We start from the raw sequence: 15,338 nt of genomic DNA, 5'->3' as shown, positions 1-15,338 counted from the left end.
GCGCTCAATGGCGCTTGGGCATGCCCCGTGGGTTGTCAGCCCTTGAATTTGCGGTAAGCCGCTTCAAGCTTGTCGTCATAGGCATTGGCGCGATAACCGGCACCATTGTAGGCGTAGGCAAAATCCGCCCATTCAAGGTTCCGCAACAGATCCACCAGAGGCTTTTTGCGCAAGGTCCTGGTCTTGATGAACTGCCCGAAGGCCCTGAGGTGCTCACGCTCATGCTGCTTCATCAGCGCCACGAACGCATCGATGCCGCTGTAGCCCAGATCGCTCCAGTGATAGCCCATGATCTGAAAAAGGCCCCAGGAGGCCGACTCCAGCGCCGCCGCCGAATGAATCGCCTGGGCCCGGGCCAGGCGATCACGCTCCTTGACCGCATTGCCGTAAAAATCACGGGTCCAGCGCGGGTAGAGAATGTCCCGGTTGCCCGGCGCCAGGCGCAGCGGATCGATGCCGTACTTTTGCAGGCGCGCCCAGAATACATGGCCCTCGAACAGGGATTTGGGGAAGCCGTCGACAAAGCCTCGCCCGTTTGACTCCACTTTGTAGACGGCGCGCACGATGTCCTGATCCAGCGCCCACTGCGTCGCCGCATCGGCGATGTCGGCATCGGCAAGCCACAGTGAATTGGCGGGGTTTGGCGAGTCGGCAGGATTGGCGATAGCGGCGTCCAGGGTGTTCCAGGTCTTGGGCCCGACGATGCCGTCGACGATCAGGTCGTTATCCTTCTGGAACTTGACCACGGCGGCTTCGGTTTTGGCGTCGTACTCACCACTCTGGCTGTCGATGAGTTGCAGCTTCTGCAGCTTCTGCAGCTTCTCCTGCAGGCGCAGTATCAGCGTGCGATCCTGGCAGCCGCGGCGCAAATTGACCAGGGTGCCCGCCTCGGCCCGTTGAATGACCGCCGAGGGTCGGTCCTCGCTGGAAACCGCCATGACCTCGACATCCGCCAGCGCCGGCTCCAGATCCGAGACCGTGCGGGTCGGCCATGCCCCGAGGTTTCTTTCAAAATGGGCAATATCGATGTCCGGGGTTGCATGGCCGCCCCAGCCATTACGTCCGTCGAGCGCCTCCCAGAACTGACCGAGCGCCTCCAGCTCAAAGTTTGATGAAACCCACTGGATGTCATCGCCCTGCTGTTTGAAGAAGTTCAGGTCCAGGGCGCATTTACGCAAGTGCATGCTGTCCATGGTCCGGGCCCGACCGTCACGCAAATAGAGTTCCTGCATCTCGGGTTTGCGTTCCAGTTCGCCGCCGACTGCCAGCAAACCATTGCTCTCCGCAAATTCCAGCAGCCGACGTATATCTTGAAGAAACTTGATCTGCTCAAAAACCAGGCTCATGATTTCTGGTCATCTTTGCTGACTTGTGATTGAAGCGCCTGACTGATTTGTGCCGATTTTGCTGCACTACCTTGGGAACTTCCAAAATAGAAGCCCAACACTTGTGTCAACGCCGCAGACAAAACACCGAGTATATAAATCAATACTTCTTTTTTCGCCTGATCGGGGGGATTGGTGTCGCCTACTATGGAAACAAAGTAAGCAAAAAGAACAAAGGTCACCAACACCACCGCGACCGCCAACCCGGGCTGAATAGCCTTGGCGTACCAGGGCACGTTAGGGTTGGTCAGGATGTTGCTCATATTTGCCCGGGCGTCGGCGATATCCGCCAGCTGGGCCTTGTAGCGCTCCAGCTCAAGCTTCGATTCCTCAAGGCCTATCTTGTTGTTTTCCAGCTGGATTTTCAGTAGATCCTCTTCGTAGTCCATCTGAAACTTCTGCAGCTTTTGCACATCGTCCGGGCTTAGTTTGGTTTGGCTGTCGTCCAGTTTGACGCCACTTTTCTCTTCGATGAAGGCATTGCCTTTAACCAATGCCGCGTTGGCAACCAAGCGCAAACCGGCACTGACCAGCGCTGCAATAATGGGAGCCATCATGCCTCCTGAAGGATAGTTTCGTGGTAATCAAGCGACTCACTTCCGGATACTTTCTCAAGTTTGAAACACTTAGCAATTAAACACTTAAAAAGAGTATTAGAGAGCTTATCGCAAGGGCGAAAATCGTCCGCCCACATTTGAGCCACTTGTCGGAAACACACCCAACAGCCCCAACGACAATATTTCTTTTTGTTATAGGCTTTGTTTCCACTGGTTAGATACAAAACCCGGACAAATGATTGCCTCGACTGGCAACTAATAAAAGGCAGACAAACCAAGTAAGGCGTTAATTTCACACAGGCTGTTCAGCCCCCCATAGGCGTTGCAACAGGTCGACCACCTCGTGATCCGACGTCTGGGCAAAGTCCACGTACCAGTGACCAATCGAGGTAAACCACTCCGGCATCAACGGGCAGACGCATTCATCCACCTCGGCGCGCAGGGCCTCGATCGTTTCGATGGGCGCTACGGGCACGGCCACCACGATGCGCGCCGGTGCTTGCCTGCGCACGGCCTGGATGGCCGCTCTCATCGAAGCGCCGGTGGCCAGGCCATCGTCGATCAGGATCACCACCCGATCCTTGAGCTGCACCGGCGCCCGCGCGCCACGGTAGACCTGTTCACGGCGCAACAACTCACGGGTTTCGCCAGCGACCACCGCATCGAATGCCACCGGTGAGAGGGGATGCGCACGCAGCGCCTGCTCATTGCGAATCAGGATACCGCCACTGGCAATGGCGCCCATGGCGTACTCCGGGCGAGACGGCACGCCGAGTTTGCGCACCAGCATCAGGTCGAGGCGCACACCCAACGCCCTGGCCACTTCATAGGCCACCGGCACGCCGCCACGGGGCAAGGCCAGGATGATCACGTCAGGGCGATTGGCGTAGTGCTGCAAGGGCTCGATCAACCGCCGCCCCGCCGCTGCTCGATCCTGCAAAATGGAATCGGACAAGGGGCTCATTGCACACCTCCCCAAGTGAATTGCCTGGATTCAGGCCCGCCACCCAAGTGCGGCGAGTGATCGCAATTATCCCACTCGCCGGGCCGTGCTACACCAACCGCTCGATTTTCTGATGCTGCCACACCAGTTTGTAATACAGGGTCTGCAACGCCAGCATGCCCAGGTACGCCACCGGGAACGCCATCCACACCCCTTGCAGGCCGAACTTCGCGTCCAGCAGATAGGCCGCCGGCAACTGCACACAGAGCACGCAGAAAATCGAAATCGCCACCGGCACCATCACCGTGCCACTGGCGCGCATGATGCCGCCGATGATGGCCTGGAAGCCGAACACCAACAGGCTCCAGAGCATGATGTGCAGCAGGTGTTCGGCCAGTGTCCGCGTTGCCTCTTCGGTGAGGAACGAACCCAGCAGCCAGTGCGAGAGCAGATAACCCAGCACCACCAGGCTGCCGGTCAGGCACACGTTGATCAACAAGCCGGTTTTCAGGATCGGTCCCATGCGCTCCAGACGCCCCGCGCCGATCGCCTGGGCGCCGAGGATGGACGCGGTAATCGCAATCGACAGCGCCGGGAACTGCACATAGTTGACGATTTGCGTGACCGCGCCATAGGCCGCCGTCGCTTGTGAGCCGTGCTGGTTCACCAGCGCCAGAATCACCAGCTCCGACAGCGACAGCACCACCATCTGCAACCCCGTCGGCAAACCGATGCGCAACACCTTGCCGAGGATCGCCATGTCCAGCTTCATCGCCGCAAAAAACTCGCGATCCGGCGCCAGCGGGTGGCCCTTATTGAGCAACCGCCACGCCAGAAGACCCATCGCCAGCAGGTTACCCGCCAGCCCGGCCCAGGCCGCGCTCTGGATACCCATCGGCGGCAACCACAGCCAACCGCGAATCAACGCAGGCGTCAGCGCCAGCCCGACACCGGTCGAGACGATCAGCGCCAGCAACGGCGACAAGGTGTCACTGACCCCGCGCAGCAACTGGGTGAACAGCACAAACACCAACAGCGACGGCATGATCCACAGCATCACATGGGCATAGGCCACCGCGTCATCCAGCACATCCGCCGGCGTACCCAGGCCCACCAGTGCCGAACGCGCAAACACACTGCCCAACACCGCCGCCGTCAAGCCGATCAAACCCCCCAGCAACAAGGTCGCCCCGGCAATGGCCTTCACCAGATGCGTCTCCCGCGCCCCCCACGCCTGCCCGATCAACACCCCCGCGCCCGCGCCAAGGCCGATCACCAGGGCAATAAAGAAGAACACAATGGGAAACATCCCCGACACCGCCGCCAACGCCTGCACGCCGAGCATCTGGCCGATGTAGATGCTGTTGACCGTGCCGGACATGGATTGCAGGAAGTTCGACAGCACCATGGGCGCGAGGAATAGCAGGTAGGTTTGCCACAAAGGGCGTAGGGGGTTTGGGCTTTGCATTGAAGGTCCGTCTAGATTGGGGGGGACAGTATTTTTGCGATTCTACGCTACGATAAATCACAACATAGCGACGTATTTTCACTACCCGGACCAAGAAAAATCAGTCAGGAGTCTTTATGAATACGTCATTGAAAATTGCATTTCATCTGCTCGCCATCCTGCTCCTTTCCTCTTGTGCGTCAACCTACACCCCGCAGAGCAATTTCCCTGGGTTCAACGGATACTTTGACACTCAGCTTGGTGAAAATATTTTTCAGGTCGGTTTTCAAGGCGATGGCTACGACTCTCGCAGTCGAGTAACGGATCTTGCTCTACTTCGTAGCGCCGAAGTGGCCTTGAAAAACGGGTTTCCCTATTTCGTGATTGTGACCAATGCCGACAACTCTACTGGCGCAAGTTATGTGGCACCCACAACGACACAAGCTTCCGCTACCGCTATTGGTAACACCACATACGGAACTGCCACGACCTATGGAGGGCAGAGTTTCCTTTTCACCTATCCAAACACCACCAATACGATTGTTTGTTTTAAAGATAAACCAATAACGCAAGCGTTGGTGTTCGAAGCGAACCTCGTAATTACATCTCTTAAATCGAGGTATGGAATTAAATGAAGCCCTGCAATGAGCTGCTAAAAATTCTCGAGCCGGCCTATGCCCCATGTCGCAATTTTGCCGGCGCCTGTAATTCTCTCATTTGGGACCCGGGAAACGGGCACGTGCCTCGTGGTTTTCTAGGAGCTACTAGCTCGATTTCTGATGTTGAGCTCGTATTGGTATTTGCGGAACCCGGCGACCCTCATTTTTCAGAGAATCACAAAACGATGGAAACTACGCTGGAATACACCTACCAGTGCATGAAACACGGAACTGATTTAATCCACCGCAACGTTCGGACAATTTTGGATCTCTGTTTTCCTGATGAGCCTTTTGATGACCAACTCCGCAAAACCTGGATGACCGAATCCCTCCTTTGTTCAGCACCTGAAGAAGGAAAATCGGTTAAATCAACTGCTTGGCGAGCATGTTCTTCGTGCTATCTGAAACCACAATTGGATTTACTTTCCAAAGCATTCATAGTCGCATTGGGCCTCAAAGCTCAACAAAGATTAAGGTCTGTCGGGTTAACTTTTTTCGCGGCAGGTGCGGCTTCACCACCGGGCTGCAATTTACCCAGCACCAGAGACTCATGGCTTAAGGCGGCAATGGCTTTGCGAACACGTGGCAGGAATTGAGGGTTTTGGTTCTGCCAGCGAACAACTCAGATCGGATAACTACACCGCATAAATAGGAGCCCTATTTTTTGTGTCGTTGGCCGCTGCCAAAAAATGAGCTCCCACAGTTAACAACGGGCAATGCTCAACCCTCATGTCCTTTCACGATGTGGAAACCAGCTTCTTGCCCCTCTAACCCAATGAAGCTTATAGTCCGCCCCGTCGCCCAAATGGCGACCAGGTTTGGCGACCTGTTCGATCGGATGCAAAAGCACTCTGCTTTTTTGCAGGTGCTGTTGCATGCACGCAAAGCTGTCGTTATGGCAGCTGTGCGCGGGAGACCTTCGGGTCTGCCGGTTTTCCGATCCCGGTTCGCCAACCTGCGTACAGCTGTCACCCATTCGTTTGGCGACGAATGAGCGGCAGTCAATCGTTGCATTGATCGGAGTTTTATCCATGGAAAGATACATGCCCATTACTGGAATCGACCTGGTTCCGGCTTCTCTCCTTATCGACACCCAAGCCCCCCTCGACGTCCTGCAAGCCATGGCGGATTACCGTATTCGCGTGGTTACGCAGGTGTTGGAGAACATTGCCTATCGCTCCGAGCTCGGGTGCGACACGGTGGTGCTGGAAGATTTCTCCAAACTGTTGGTCATTCCATTGCGGGACGGTTGCGACCTGATGGACGTGATCGGGCGCAGATTGCGGGCACAAGTCGCGTCGTAAATGAAAACGGGCGCTAAATGCGCCCGCTCTTTTGCTGGACCTCACCTTCAATTCAAGTCAAACCTCAATCCCCCACAATCGCCGCCGAAGCCATCACCTGCAATTGCGCCGTCTCCGACGGTGCCGTAGACAGGATGAACTGAAACCGCCGTTTCACATCGGGCGCTGACCATTCATAGGCGATGGTCTGAGTTGGTCCATTCGCAGCTGTTTGCGTCTGTTCGTTTTTCACAAGTTTTGCCGTCAGGGGTGCAGGTGGTTTGGAGACCAGTTTCGTGAACAACTGGATGGCAACTTCGGTATTCGCCCGGCGGGCATACAACACGCAAAAGTTCTCGCCTTCAGGCAGAGCGAGGACGAAGGTGCCGTGTTTATCTGGCACGGGCCAGGCGTCGCCAGGTTTACCTGTCAGAAACAGCGTGGCTTTTTCAGTAGGCAGTTTGGGGAATGCCTGGAGTTGTTTGCGCATTGCCTCAAGATTGGGGAGGTTGTGCATGCAGCTCCTCAGGTATTGCTGTGCGAAGGCGTTAGCTGCGTCATCGCCTTCGCTGGCCAGGCAAACAGTCGAGGTCAAAGTGATCAGAAGTACGGGGGCGAAGAATCTGAGCATGGGCAATCTCCTGAAAACCAACAATGCCGCTGATCAGGAGAGTCATCGCCCGGAGTGTGGACAACACGTCGTCGACTTCATGAAATCCTTTTCAGAGTGCCTGTAGCGTAGGAGGCATTCCGGAACTTTTCCTCCACGCATTGCCAAAGGGCTGTGACACAGTGGTTCTCGAAGACGAGCACCGATAAAGGGGAGATCAGAATGATCGGCAAACCAGCGCGTCGCGACGTTTCATGGAGCTTGCTGTTTCTGGTCTTCCTTACGCTACTGACCGGCTGCGCGCACAAATCCGCAACCACAGGCGCAAACTGCTACGCAAAAGCCGTCCCCACCGCCGGTGAAGGCGGTCTCGCCTGGGGTTCCAGCCTGAGCATCGCCAAGCAGAAATCCCTGAACAATTGCATCCGTTACGCCGGTCGCTCCGGTGGTACGCCGAACACCTGCCAAGTGGTGCTCGCCGAGTGCCGAAAGTAAATCCTTACGACGCCCTCAACGCTTTCTTCTCAATCTCCTCACAAGCCCATCACATTTGCCCGGATAGCCTTCACGCATCACTCGCCTCCCCGGCGCCATTCCTGCGTGAACGCGAAGCCGTCATGAATAATTCGTTAGTCCGATTTCTGAAAACCGACCGTGGCGCGCTGTTCCTGTTGCTGGGGGTTTCTGCGTTGCTCCTGCTGTTCGGCCTGGGTGCCCGTGAGCTGTGGGGCGCGGAGACGCGTTGGGCGAACATTGCGCTGCAGATGCTGCAAAGCGGTGACTACTTCGACCCCTACCTCAAGGGCTCGCCCTATTACGACAAGCCGCTGCCGTCTTACTGGCTGATCACCGCCACGGCGCATTTGATGGGCGGGCTGGGGCACTGGTCGCTGCGCTTGTCGACGGTATTGTCCGCCTGGTTGAGCATCTGGCTGGTCTACCTGATTGGCGAAAAGCTCTACAGCAAAGGCACCGGCCTGATTGCCGGGTGGTTTCTGGCGACGACCTTTTACTTCGTGTTCTGGTCGCGAGTGGCCACGGCGGACATCCTCACGGTGTGCGGGGTATTGGCGGCGATCTGGTGGTACTGGCGCGGCCCGGAGGACACCCGGCTGAGTCGCTATCTGGTGTTTTTCCTGCTGCTGTCGCTGACGTCACTGCTCAAGGGGCTGATCGGTTTCATCCTGCCGGGGTTGATGCTGTTGCCGCACCTGCTGGCCGAGGGGCGTTGGAAGAAACACCTCAACCCGCGCCTGTGCCTGGCGCTGCTGGTGGGCGGCGTGGTGTACATGGTGCCGTTCATGCTGTCCCATCGTTACGGCGCGCCGACCTACGGGGAAAGCGGGCTGGGCCTGGTGTTCAAGGAGAACGTGGTTCGTTTCTTCAAGCCCTTCGACAACATCGGCCCGATCTACACCTATCTGCTGTACCTGCCGGTCTACACCCTGCCCTGGGCGCCTTGCTGGTTGCTCGGCCTGTGGCTGGCGGTGCGTCACTGGAAGCATACAGAGCCCAACGTGCGCTGGCTGATCTGGGGGCTGGGCCTGTTGTTCCTGTTTTTCACTGCCAGTGGCAGTCGGCGCAGTTACTACGTATTGCCGCTGGTGCCCTTTGCCCAGTTGCTCGGGGCCTGGTGGGTGACCCGGCGCCTGGCCGAGCGACGCGCGGCCGGCAAGGTCAGCGGGCCGGGCTGGACCAAGGGCATCGCTGCCGCGACGGGCTTCGTGTTCATTGTGCTGGGTGTGGTGTATCCGTGGACCAACGGTGGCGGTGGCGGGGTTATGCAATTTTCCAAAGACCTGCAGGCCGAAGCGAGCAAGACGGCGCCGTGGAATGAGTGGCGCCTGGTGCTGGTGGACGTCGACAACAAGGTGCCGATGTACCTGCAGAACCATGGCTCGCCCTTCTATTACGTCGTGCCGGATTCGGACATTCCGCAAACGGGCGACAGTGCTGCACTGATGGCCTGGCTGGAAAAGCAGAGCGGTCAGGCGTGGAATCCCGAGCGCACGATCTTTGTCGCCCAGTACGAGGACATCAAGCGCTTGCCCCTGGCTTATCTGGCGGCGGACCATCAAATGATCACCACCAAACCCAACAATGGCGCCCGAGTGTTTCACACGAACGAGACGGGCAGCGTGGCGTTTGTTCCCAAGGCGAGCGCGGCTACGGACACGCAAGCCTCGGTGCAACCGTAAAAGCAGACAACACGAAGTTTTTAGGAGCCTGGTCAGCGCACGTTGCGATAAAGCATCAACCTCGAGCTTTCATGCAGCCCGCGCGTCAGCTCCACCAGACGGTTGAATTCCTCGGGGTTCTGCGCAGACACGTCTTCCATCGGCGTTTTCGACGCCAGGTCATGCAAGGTCGGCGAGCTGCCGTCGTGTTGCATTTGCAGCAGGTGATGTTGGGTCACGCCGCCAATCAACGGAAAGGTGCCTTCGCGCAGCACCAGCGGTACCACACGCTCGCCTTCCGGCGCCGGTTGCTGGATGTCCCGGCCCATGGCGCCGTTGCTGAACGGCATGCCGGCCATGCCTGCCACCGTCGGCAGCAGGTCCGCCAGGCCAACCGCTTCCTCGATCACCCTGGGCTGCAACAAGGCCGGTGCGTGGATCAGCATCGGCACGTTGTTGCTTTCCAGGCCCAATTGCTCGAAGGCCGGCGCCATGTGCGGGATCTGGCTGATGCGGGTGTTGTGGTCGCCAAAGAACACGAAAATGGTGTTGTCGTAGTAACCGCCCTCCTTCGCGATCTCCATCAAGCGACCGATGTTGAAGTCCAGCAGGCGCACGGCGTTGTATTGCTCGACGCTGCGCGAGCCGGCGGCCTGAACTTGTTCGAGTGTCAGGTGGCTGACTTCAAAGCCGTCGTTGTCCTTGGGAATGGTGAACGGACGGTGGTTGCCGGAGGTTTGCAGGTAGGCGAAGAAAGGTTTGTCCTTGGGCAGTTCGCGCAAGATGCGGTCGCTTTCCTTGAACAGGTCGAGATCGGAAATGCCCCAGACATCCACCAGCGGTGAGCGCCAGTGGCTTTCGTCATACAACTGCACGCCGTCGATGCTTTGCCGGATCAAGGCGTTGATGTTCGCCCAGCCGGCGTTGCCGCCGATCATGTACAGCTTGTGGTAGTCGGTGAAGGCGTTGATCAGGGTGTGCTGGTTGGTGATCAGCGGATGGCGCGTGGCCGTTTCCTGGCGGGTGACATCGGGCACGCCGGTGATGCTGGCCCAGACGGTTTTCGCGGTGCCGGTGACCGGCACGTAGAAGTGCCTGAAGAACCAGCTCTGCTCCGCCAGGCGATCGAGGTTTGGCGTCGGGTTCAACGGGTTGCCGTAGGCACCCACCGCGCTGGTACCCAGGGATTCAAGCATGACGAAGATGACGTTGGGCGGGCGTTCGCCGGCAACTTTATAGGGCTGCACGGTTTGTTGTCGTACGAAACTCAGGGTTTGTGCATCCGGTTGATTCACGCCGAGGTAGCGTGCGACGGCCGGGTAATGTTCCCGCACCTGCGCTTCGTTGTATTGCGACTGGCCGACCTTGAGCGTGTCGTAAAGGAAGATCACCGGGTTGAGCCCCAGTGCAGCAATCTGGCTGTTGCCGGTGAAAAACGCATCGCTCCAGCGCAGCGGCACCGGGTTTTCCAGGTTGAGATTTTCCACCCGGCCCAACAGTGCCAGCAGCACCGCAACCACGCCGAGCCCGGCACCGAAGGCAACGGATCTACGGCGGATCTCTGTCGGTTCGCGATCCAGGGTCAGCCGCTCCAGGCGCACCAGCCCATAGAACCACAGCCCCACCACCGCCAGCCAACCTGCGCTGATCCACAACACCGGGTAGGTTTCCCAGACCATCTGCGTGGAAATCTGTGCGTCTTGCAGATAGCGCATCACCGTCGCGTTGATGCGCACGCCGAGGTAGGCGTAGTGGCCGAAGTCGATGATGTACACCAGTCCGACCACGCACAACGCCGATAGCAGATAGGTACGCATAAACCCACGCAATACCGGGGTACGCACAAGGTTCCAGCGTGGCAACCATGCCAGCAACGCCAGCGGCAGCATCAGCAGCACCGCCAGACGCAGATCGAATCGCAGACCGATGCCCAGGGTTTCCAGCCACTGCGGGTTGTCGACTACCGCGCGCGGATCGACCCCGGAAAACCCCAGCAGAAACACCAGCCGCAGCAGAGCGAACAACAAGAACATCAAACCTATGGCGCCGGCGCCGTAGCGCAGGCGTCGTGATTGCAACCAGCCCATCGTTTACCTCGGTGTGGTGATTCGTTCAGCCGTTGAGCGAAGGCGTTGCCGCCACGGGTGCGGGACGCAGCTTGCGCCACGCGCTCAGCGCCAGCAGTTTTGCCCCGGCCAACACGCAGTAGCCCGCCAGCAACGGGTCGATCAGGTAATCCCAGTAGTTCTCCGACACTTTCAGGCGCAGGGCGAAAGCCAGGGTGCCGAGCGCGAGCATGCACATGCCCAGGGCATTGCGCAGACACAACAGCGCCATCGCCGCCAGCCCGACCAGCAGGATCATCGGCCGCGGGTTGTAGCCCCAGCGATAAGGGTCGAAATACGTCAGGCCGAGGGTGGCGGGATAGAGGATCAGCCCGCACACGGCAAACACCAGCAACACCTGGCTGCGACGGGCCAGCGTCAACGGCTGCACCAGGCCCAGACGGCGCAAAGCGGCCCAGCCCAGGAACACCAGGGAGGTGATCGCCAGGTCATCGGTGTAGCTGCGGATATACGCGGCGAGTGACAGCCCCTCGACCGGCAGAAAACTGACCAACGCCAGCGCCGGCAACAGCCACGGGCGCCAGGTGGCGGTGAAATTGAACGACCCCAGCAGCACGAACAGCGCCAGGATGAAACTCAGGTGAGCTTGCCAGAGAGGTAGCATTACAGACGCTCCGCCAGCCAGGCCTCATTGAAGCTGACATGTTTGATGAAGGTGTTGTTCCACGAATAGACCAGGTGGTACAGGCCGTCCGGGCCACGGCTGAAGTACGGGTACTCGTACTCGAATTCACAGCCCGAGGGCTTGCACACCCGGTAATCCAGGTTGCTCAGGAATCTCTGTTCAAGGGGCAGGCGCCGGGTGCCGCTGGAGGCACGAAAACCTTCACCGATGATGGCCTTGAAGGCCTCGGGCTCGAAGGCCTTGCCCAGGGGATCGGGCGATTGATCGAGCTCGACCAGGTTGCGCCAGTCGTCGAGGCCAGCATTGGTGCCGTACAGGCTCAACCGGAAGCGGCCGTCGCGCAGATCGTTCAGCGCCACCAGCAAACCGTCATCAGCAGTGCCCACGGCGGCCAGCGAAGAGTTCGGATTGGCCGGTTCCAGCGGATAGGGCTCGCTCCAGGTCTGCCCGGCGTCTTCGGTACGGCTGGCCAGGACCCGATGATGGGTGTTGCCGGCATAACGCAGCATGGCCACGGCACGGCGCTCGTCCTGGGGTACGATGGTCGGCTGCAAGGCATGGGTGCCGCGACTGATGCGGAATTTGTCGATCACCGCCCCGTCGGCGCTCAGGTACAGGTATTCGGCGAACTTGCCGAGGAACTCGTGGTAGATCGGCAAGCCGATGGAGCCATCGGCATGGAACACCGGCGCCGCACGCACCAGCGTGCTGATGTTGAAGAAGGGCGAAGTCACCAGTTGCCGTGGCGCCGACCAGTTGCGCCCCAGATCATCGGAGACCATGGCATTGATGGCGCTGCCGGCCCAGCCGCCGACCGAGACCGAGACGTAGAACAGCCACAGGCGATTGTCCGGTGCCAGGGCGATCACCGGGTTACCCAGCTTGCGGATGAACCGGCGCGTGCCGTCGCGGGTCGACTCGCGCGTGGCCAGCACCTGCTCGGCGCCCCACTCGCCACTCCTGGCGTCATAGTGTGAGGCCCGCACCTGCACATCGGCCGCCCCTTCGCGAGAACCGGCGAACCACACCGCCATCAGGTTGCCCCCCGGCAATGAAGTGACGGAGGAAGAGTGAACAAAGTCGTCCAGCCGCGAGGAGACGAAGCGGCTGGTGTAGAGCGCGGCGGTTTTTTCGGTTGCCGCCGCAGGCGTCGGTTCGGCCTGGGCGAATCCGCTCAATACGTGCTCTGGATGACTGCGCCAGGCTGCAACGAAAATGCATGCCAGCAGCACACTGCCGAGGGTGAAGGTCAGACGAAAGGAAAACGGGCGCATGGGTAACCTGGTGCAGGTGGACGGGCTGCGACAGGCTGCATATGAACGCTGGGAAGCACGCATGCCTGGTCAGGAGGCCGCACTGTGCAAAACCAAGCTTAGTGAAAGCTTAGTTGGCAACGTGCCGTAACATCTTTCCCGGCAAAGGGACTGCCAGTGGACTACCGGGAGCGGCATGATGCCGCCGTTCCAGCCTCCACTTTTACCGGGTACCGCCCATGCGCCTGCTGCTTGTCGAAGATGATCGTGCCTTGGGCCAGGGCATCCGCGTCGCCCTGGGTGCCGAAGGCTATACCCTCGACTGGTTGCAGGACGGCCTCAGCGCCCGGCACGCATTGAACAGCGAATCCTTCGACCTGCTGCTGCTCGACCTCGGCCTGCCACGGCTTGATGGCCTGGCGTTGTTGCAGCAGTTGCGGGCCGATCAGCAGGACCTTCCGGTATTGATCCTGACCGCCCGCGACGGCACCGCCGACAGAATCGCCGGGCTCGACGCCGGTGCCGACGACTACCTGATCAAACCCTTCGATGTCGACGAGCTCAAGGCCCGGGTCCGCGCCCTGCTGCGCCGCAGCCAGGGCCGCGCGCAACCGCTGCTCGAGCACGCCGGTGTCAGCCTTGACCCGGCCACCCAGCAAGTCAGCTATCAGGGCCAGCCCGTTGTGGTGACGCCGATGGAATATCAGTTGCTGCATCAACTGATGGCCCGCCCGGGCAAGGTGGTCACCCGTGAGCGCCTGTCGCGTGCGCTGTACGGCTGGCAGGACCGGGTCGAAAGCAACACCCTGGAAGTGCTGATCCACAACCTGCGTAAAAAGCTCTTTACCGAACTGATTCGCACCGTGCGCGGTGTGGGGTATGTCGTGGAGCTGAAGCCATGATTTCGGTGCGTACACGCATTCTGGTGCCGGCCCTGGTGCTGGTGTTGATCGGCGATGTGCTGATCAGTTGGCTGGCACTGCGCGACAGCCATCACGAAATCGAAGAGGTCTACGACGCCCAACTGGCGCAAAGCGCACGACTGCTGCAAGGCGTTTTGCGCCAACAGGCAAAGGGCGATGCCGATTGGGACCGTCTGTACCACGCCTTCGATGACGCCATGAGCCGGGTCGGCGACGGTGAGGTGGCCCACCCCTATGAAACCCGCCTGACCTTTCAGGTGTGGCGCAGTGACGGGCAACTGCTGATGCGTTCTGCCGAGGCCCCGGCCCTTGAGTTTCCGCCCGCTACCCTCGGTTCCCACGACCTGACGGAGAACGGTCAGGACTGGTGCGCCTTCCTGCTGGCCGACCCGCAACAGGGCTTGCTGATCTGGGTCGGCGAGCGCGATGACGTGCGCCAGGACCTGATCCAGCGCATCGTCAACCATACCCTGTGGCCGTCGCTGATCGGTGTACCGCTGCTGGCGATGCTGATCTGGCTGGCCATCGGCCGTGGCCTCAAACCACTGCGGGCCATGACCCAGGCCATCCGCGGCCGTAACACCGAGACGCTCCAGCCACTCAAGCTCGAGCCGTTGCCCGTTGACCTGGAACCGATGCAGACCGCCATCAACGGCCTGCTCGCACAGATCGACAGCCTGCTGGCGCGGGAACGCCGTTTCATCGCCGATGCGGCCCACGAATTGCGCACGCCGCTGGCGATCCTGCGCATTCATGCGCAGAACGCACAGCAAGCCAGCACCGAGGAGCAACGGCAGGAGGCGCTGGAGTTTCTGGTCACCGGGGTCGACCGCGCCACCCGCATCGGCAGCCAGTTACTGACCATGGCGCGCATCGAACCGCGGCTGAATCATCCACAAATCAGCCACGTCGAACTGACCGCGCTGGTACGCGAAGAATTGGCCGAACTGGCGCCGCTGGCCCTGCAGAAAGAGGTCGAGCTGATCCTCGACAGCGATCTGGAACTGGACATACCCATCGACCCGGTGGCACTGACCATCGCCCTGCAAAACCTGCTGACCAACGCCCTGAACTTCTCCCCCGCCGGCAGTGAAGTCCGCGTACAGATCCGCCCACAGGCATCCGGCGCGGTGTACATCAGCATCGCCGACAGCGGGCCGGGTATCGACGAAGCCGAGCAGGCGCGCCTGTTCGAGCGTTTCTACAGCCAGGGCAACGCCAACGGTGCCGGCCTCGGACTGGCCATCGTCGAGATGATCGTGGGCAAGATCGGCAGCAGCCTGAAGCTCTACAACCTGCCTCAAGGCGGCTTGTGCGCGGAGTTGCGGCTGAATGAACGCTGAGGCCACT

The 15,338-nt window shown here is 59.7% G+C and carries 15 protein-coding genes; 7 read left to right on the top strand and 8 right to left on the bottom strand.

Annotated elements, in window-relative coordinates; genetic code table 11:
* Window positions 1-35: 35 nt before the first annotated feature.
* From EIY72_RS11345 to EIY72_RS11330, 4 genes are all read right to left on the bottom strand, one after another.
* Window positions 36-1,346 (bottom strand): N-acetylmuramidase domain-containing protein, encoded by a 1,311-nt coding sequence (locus EIY72_RS11345; RefSeq protein ID WP_093223533.1) that lies wholly within the window; start codon window positions 1,344-1,346, stop codon window positions 36-38.
* On the bottom strand, window positions 1,343-1,939 hold the full coding sequence (locus EIY72_RS11340) for a hypothetical protein (RefSeq protein WP_093223536.1): 597 nt from the start codon (window positions 1,937-1,939) through the stop codon (window positions 1,343-1,345). The genes EIY72_RS11345 and EIY72_RS11340 overlap by 4 nt, the downstream gene beginning before the upstream one ends.
* A gap of 295 nt (window positions 1,940-2,234) precedes the next feature.
* Window positions 2,235-2,906, bottom strand: a complete 672-nt coding sequence (locus tag EIY72_RS11335) for a phosphoribosyltransferase (protein WP_093223539.1) — start codon at window positions 2,904-2,906, stop codon at window positions 2,235-2,237.
* 88 nt (window positions 2,907-2,994) lie between these two features.
* Window positions 2,995-4,353, bottom strand: coding sequence for an MATE family efflux transporter (locus tag EIY72_RS11330; RefSeq protein ID WP_093223542.1), 1,359 nt, complete (start codon window positions 4,351-4,353; stop codon window positions 2,995-2,997).
* Between the two features lie 116 nt (window positions 4,354-4,469).
* On the opposite strand from EIY72_RS11330, the gene EIY72_RS11325 reads away from it, so the two are divergent.
* From EIY72_RS11325 to EIY72_RS11315, 3 genes are all read left to right on the top strand, one after another.
* Window positions 4,470-4,967, top strand: coding sequence for a CC0125/CC1285 family lipoprotein (locus EIY72_RS11325; protein ID WP_093223545.1), 498 nt, complete (start codon window positions 4,470-4,472; stop codon window positions 4,965-4,967).
* Window positions 4,964-5,587: a hypothetical protein gene (locus EIY72_RS30025; RefSeq protein WP_197678796.1), complete on the top strand. Its 624-nt coding sequence runs from the start codon at window positions 4,964-4,966 to the stop codon at window positions 5,585-5,587. Before EIY72_RS11325 ends, EIY72_RS30025 begins: the two co-directional genes overlap by 4 nt.
* A gap of 435 nt (window positions 5,588-6,022) precedes the next feature.
* A complete protein-coding gene (locus EIY72_RS11315) occupies window positions 6,023-6,295 on the top strand; it encodes a hypothetical protein (protein WP_093223551.1) in 273 nt (90 codons plus the stop codon).
* Between the two features lie 64 nt (window positions 6,296-6,359).
* Here the strand turns inward: EIY72_RS11315 and EIY72_RS11310 are convergent, their stop codons facing one another.
* Entirely contained in the window at window positions 6,360-6,905 is a 546-nt protein-coding gene (locus EIY72_RS11310) for an NMCC_0638 family (lipo)protein (protein ID WP_093223554.1), read from the bottom strand.
* 201 nt (window positions 6,906-7,106) lie between these two features.
* Between EIY72_RS11310 and EIY72_RS11305 the strand changes: the two genes are divergently transcribed.
* Complete coding sequence (locus tag EIY72_RS11305) at window positions 7,107-7,379, top strand: hypothetical protein (RefSeq protein WP_093223560.1); 273 nt, start codon at window positions 7,107-7,109, stop codon at window positions 7,377-7,379.
* Between the two features lie 122 nt (window positions 7,380-7,501).
* Window positions 7,502-9,082 carry an ArnT family glycosyltransferase gene (locus EIY72_RS11300; RefSeq protein ID WP_093223563.1) on the top strand — a complete coding sequence of 527 codons (1,581 nt, stop codon included), beginning with the start codon at window positions 7,502-7,504 and terminating at the stop codon, window positions 9,080-9,082.
* 32 nt (window positions 9,083-9,114) lie between these two features.
* Here the strand turns inward: EIY72_RS11300 and EIY72_RS11295 are convergent, their stop codons facing one another.
* From EIY72_RS11295 to EIY72_RS11285, 3 genes are read right to left on the bottom strand one after another with little or no spacing between them, the layout of a single operon-like run.
* A complete protein-coding gene (locus EIY72_RS11295) occupies window positions 9,115-11,148 on the bottom strand; it encodes an LTA synthase family protein (protein WP_093223566.1) in 2,034 nt (677 codons plus the stop codon).
* A 25-nt stretch (window positions 11,149-11,173) separates the two neighbouring features.
* Window positions 11,174-11,791 carry a hypothetical protein gene (locus EIY72_RS11290; RefSeq protein WP_093223569.1) on the bottom strand — a complete coding sequence of 206 codons (618 nt, stop codon included), beginning with the start codon at window positions 11,789-11,791 and terminating at the stop codon, window positions 11,174-11,176.
* Entirely contained in the window at window positions 11,791-13,086 is a 1,296-nt protein-coding gene (locus EIY72_RS11285) for a sialidase family protein (protein WP_093223572.1), read from the bottom strand. Before EIY72_RS11285 ends, EIY72_RS11290 begins: the two co-directional genes overlap by 1 nt.
* 218 nt (window positions 13,087-13,304) lie before the next feature.
* On the opposite strand from EIY72_RS11285, the gene EIY72_RS11280 reads away from it, so the two are divergent.
* Together EIY72_RS11280 and EIY72_RS11275 are read left to right on the top strand one after the other, a co-directional pair.
* Complete coding sequence (locus tag EIY72_RS11280) at window positions 13,305-13,967, top strand: response regulator (protein ID WP_093223575.1); 663 nt, start codon at window positions 13,305-13,307, stop codon at window positions 13,965-13,967.
* Window positions 13,964-15,331 (top strand): ATP-binding protein, encoded by a 1,368-nt coding sequence (locus tag EIY72_RS11275; protein WP_093223577.1) that lies wholly within the window; start codon window positions 13,964-13,966, stop codon window positions 15,329-15,331. Before EIY72_RS11280 ends, EIY72_RS11275 begins: the two co-directional genes overlap by 4 nt.
* The last annotated feature ends 7 nt before the right edge of the window (window positions 15,332-15,338 follow it).

Source organism: Pseudomonas vancouverensis (assembly GCF_004348895.1).
GTDB classification, from domain to species: domain Bacteria; phylum Pseudomonadota; class Gammaproteobacteria; order Pseudomonadales; family Pseudomonadaceae; genus Aquipseudomonas; species Aquipseudomonas vancouverensis.
This window is presented reverse-complemented; position numbering and strand designations above follow the sequence as displayed.

Coding starts and splice junctions, on each gene's coding strand:
- EIY72_RS11300 (WP_093223563.1), top strand. CDS start 7,502: ATGAATAATTCGTTAGTCCGATTTCTGAAAACCGACCGTGGCGCGCTG.
- EIY72_RS11335 (WP_093223539.1), bottom strand. CDS start 2,906: ATGAGCCCCTTGTCCGATTCCATTTTGCAGGATCGAGCAGCGGCGGGG.
- EIY72_RS11345 (WP_093223533.1), bottom strand. CDS start 1,346: ATGAGCCTGGTTTTTGAGCAGATCAAGTTTCTTCAAGATATACGTCGG.
- EIY72_RS11285 (WP_093223572.1), bottom strand. CDS start 13,086: ATGCGCCCGTTTTCCTTTCGTCTGACCTTCACCCTCGGCAGTGTGCTG.
- EIY72_RS11290 (WP_093223569.1), bottom strand. CDS start 11,791: ATGCTACCTCTCTGGCAAGCTCACCTGAGTTTCATCCTGGCGCTGTTC.
- EIY72_RS11310 (WP_093223554.1), bottom strand. CDS start 6,905: ATGCTCAGATTCTTCGCCCCCGTACTTCTGATCACTTTGACCTCGACT.
- EIY72_RS11295 (WP_093223566.1), bottom strand. CDS start 11,148: ATGGGCTGGTTGCAATCACGACGCCTGCGCTACGGCGCCGGCGCCATA.
- EIY72_RS11330 (WP_093223542.1), bottom strand. CDS start 4,353: ATGCAAAGCCCAAACCCCCTACGCCCTTTGTGGCAAACCTACCTGCTA.
- EIY72_RS11315 (WP_093223551.1), top strand. CDS start 6,023: ATGGAAAGATACATGCCCATTACTGGAATCGACCTGGTTCCGGCTTCT.
- EIY72_RS11340 (WP_093223536.1), bottom strand. CDS start 1,939: ATGGCTCCCATTATTGCAGCGCTGGTCAGTGCCGGTTTGCGCTTGGTT.
- EIY72_RS30025 (WP_197678796.1), top strand. CDS start 4,964: ATGAAGCCCTGCAATGAGCTGCTAAAAATTCTCGAGCCGGCCTATGCC.
- EIY72_RS11275 (WP_093223577.1), top strand. CDS start 13,964: ATGATTTCGGTGCGTACACGCATTCTGGTGCCGGCCCTGGTGCTGGTG.
- EIY72_RS11280 (WP_093223575.1), top strand. CDS start 13,305: ATGCGCCTGCTGCTTGTCGAAGATGATCGTGCCTTGGGCCAGGGCATC.
- EIY72_RS11325 (WP_093223545.1), top strand. CDS start 4,470: ATGAATACGTCATTGAAAATTGCATTTCATCTGCTCGCCATCCTGCTC.
- EIY72_RS11305 (WP_093223560.1), top strand. CDS start 7,107: ATGATCGGCAAACCAGCGCGTCGCGACGTTTCATGGAGCTTGCTGTTT.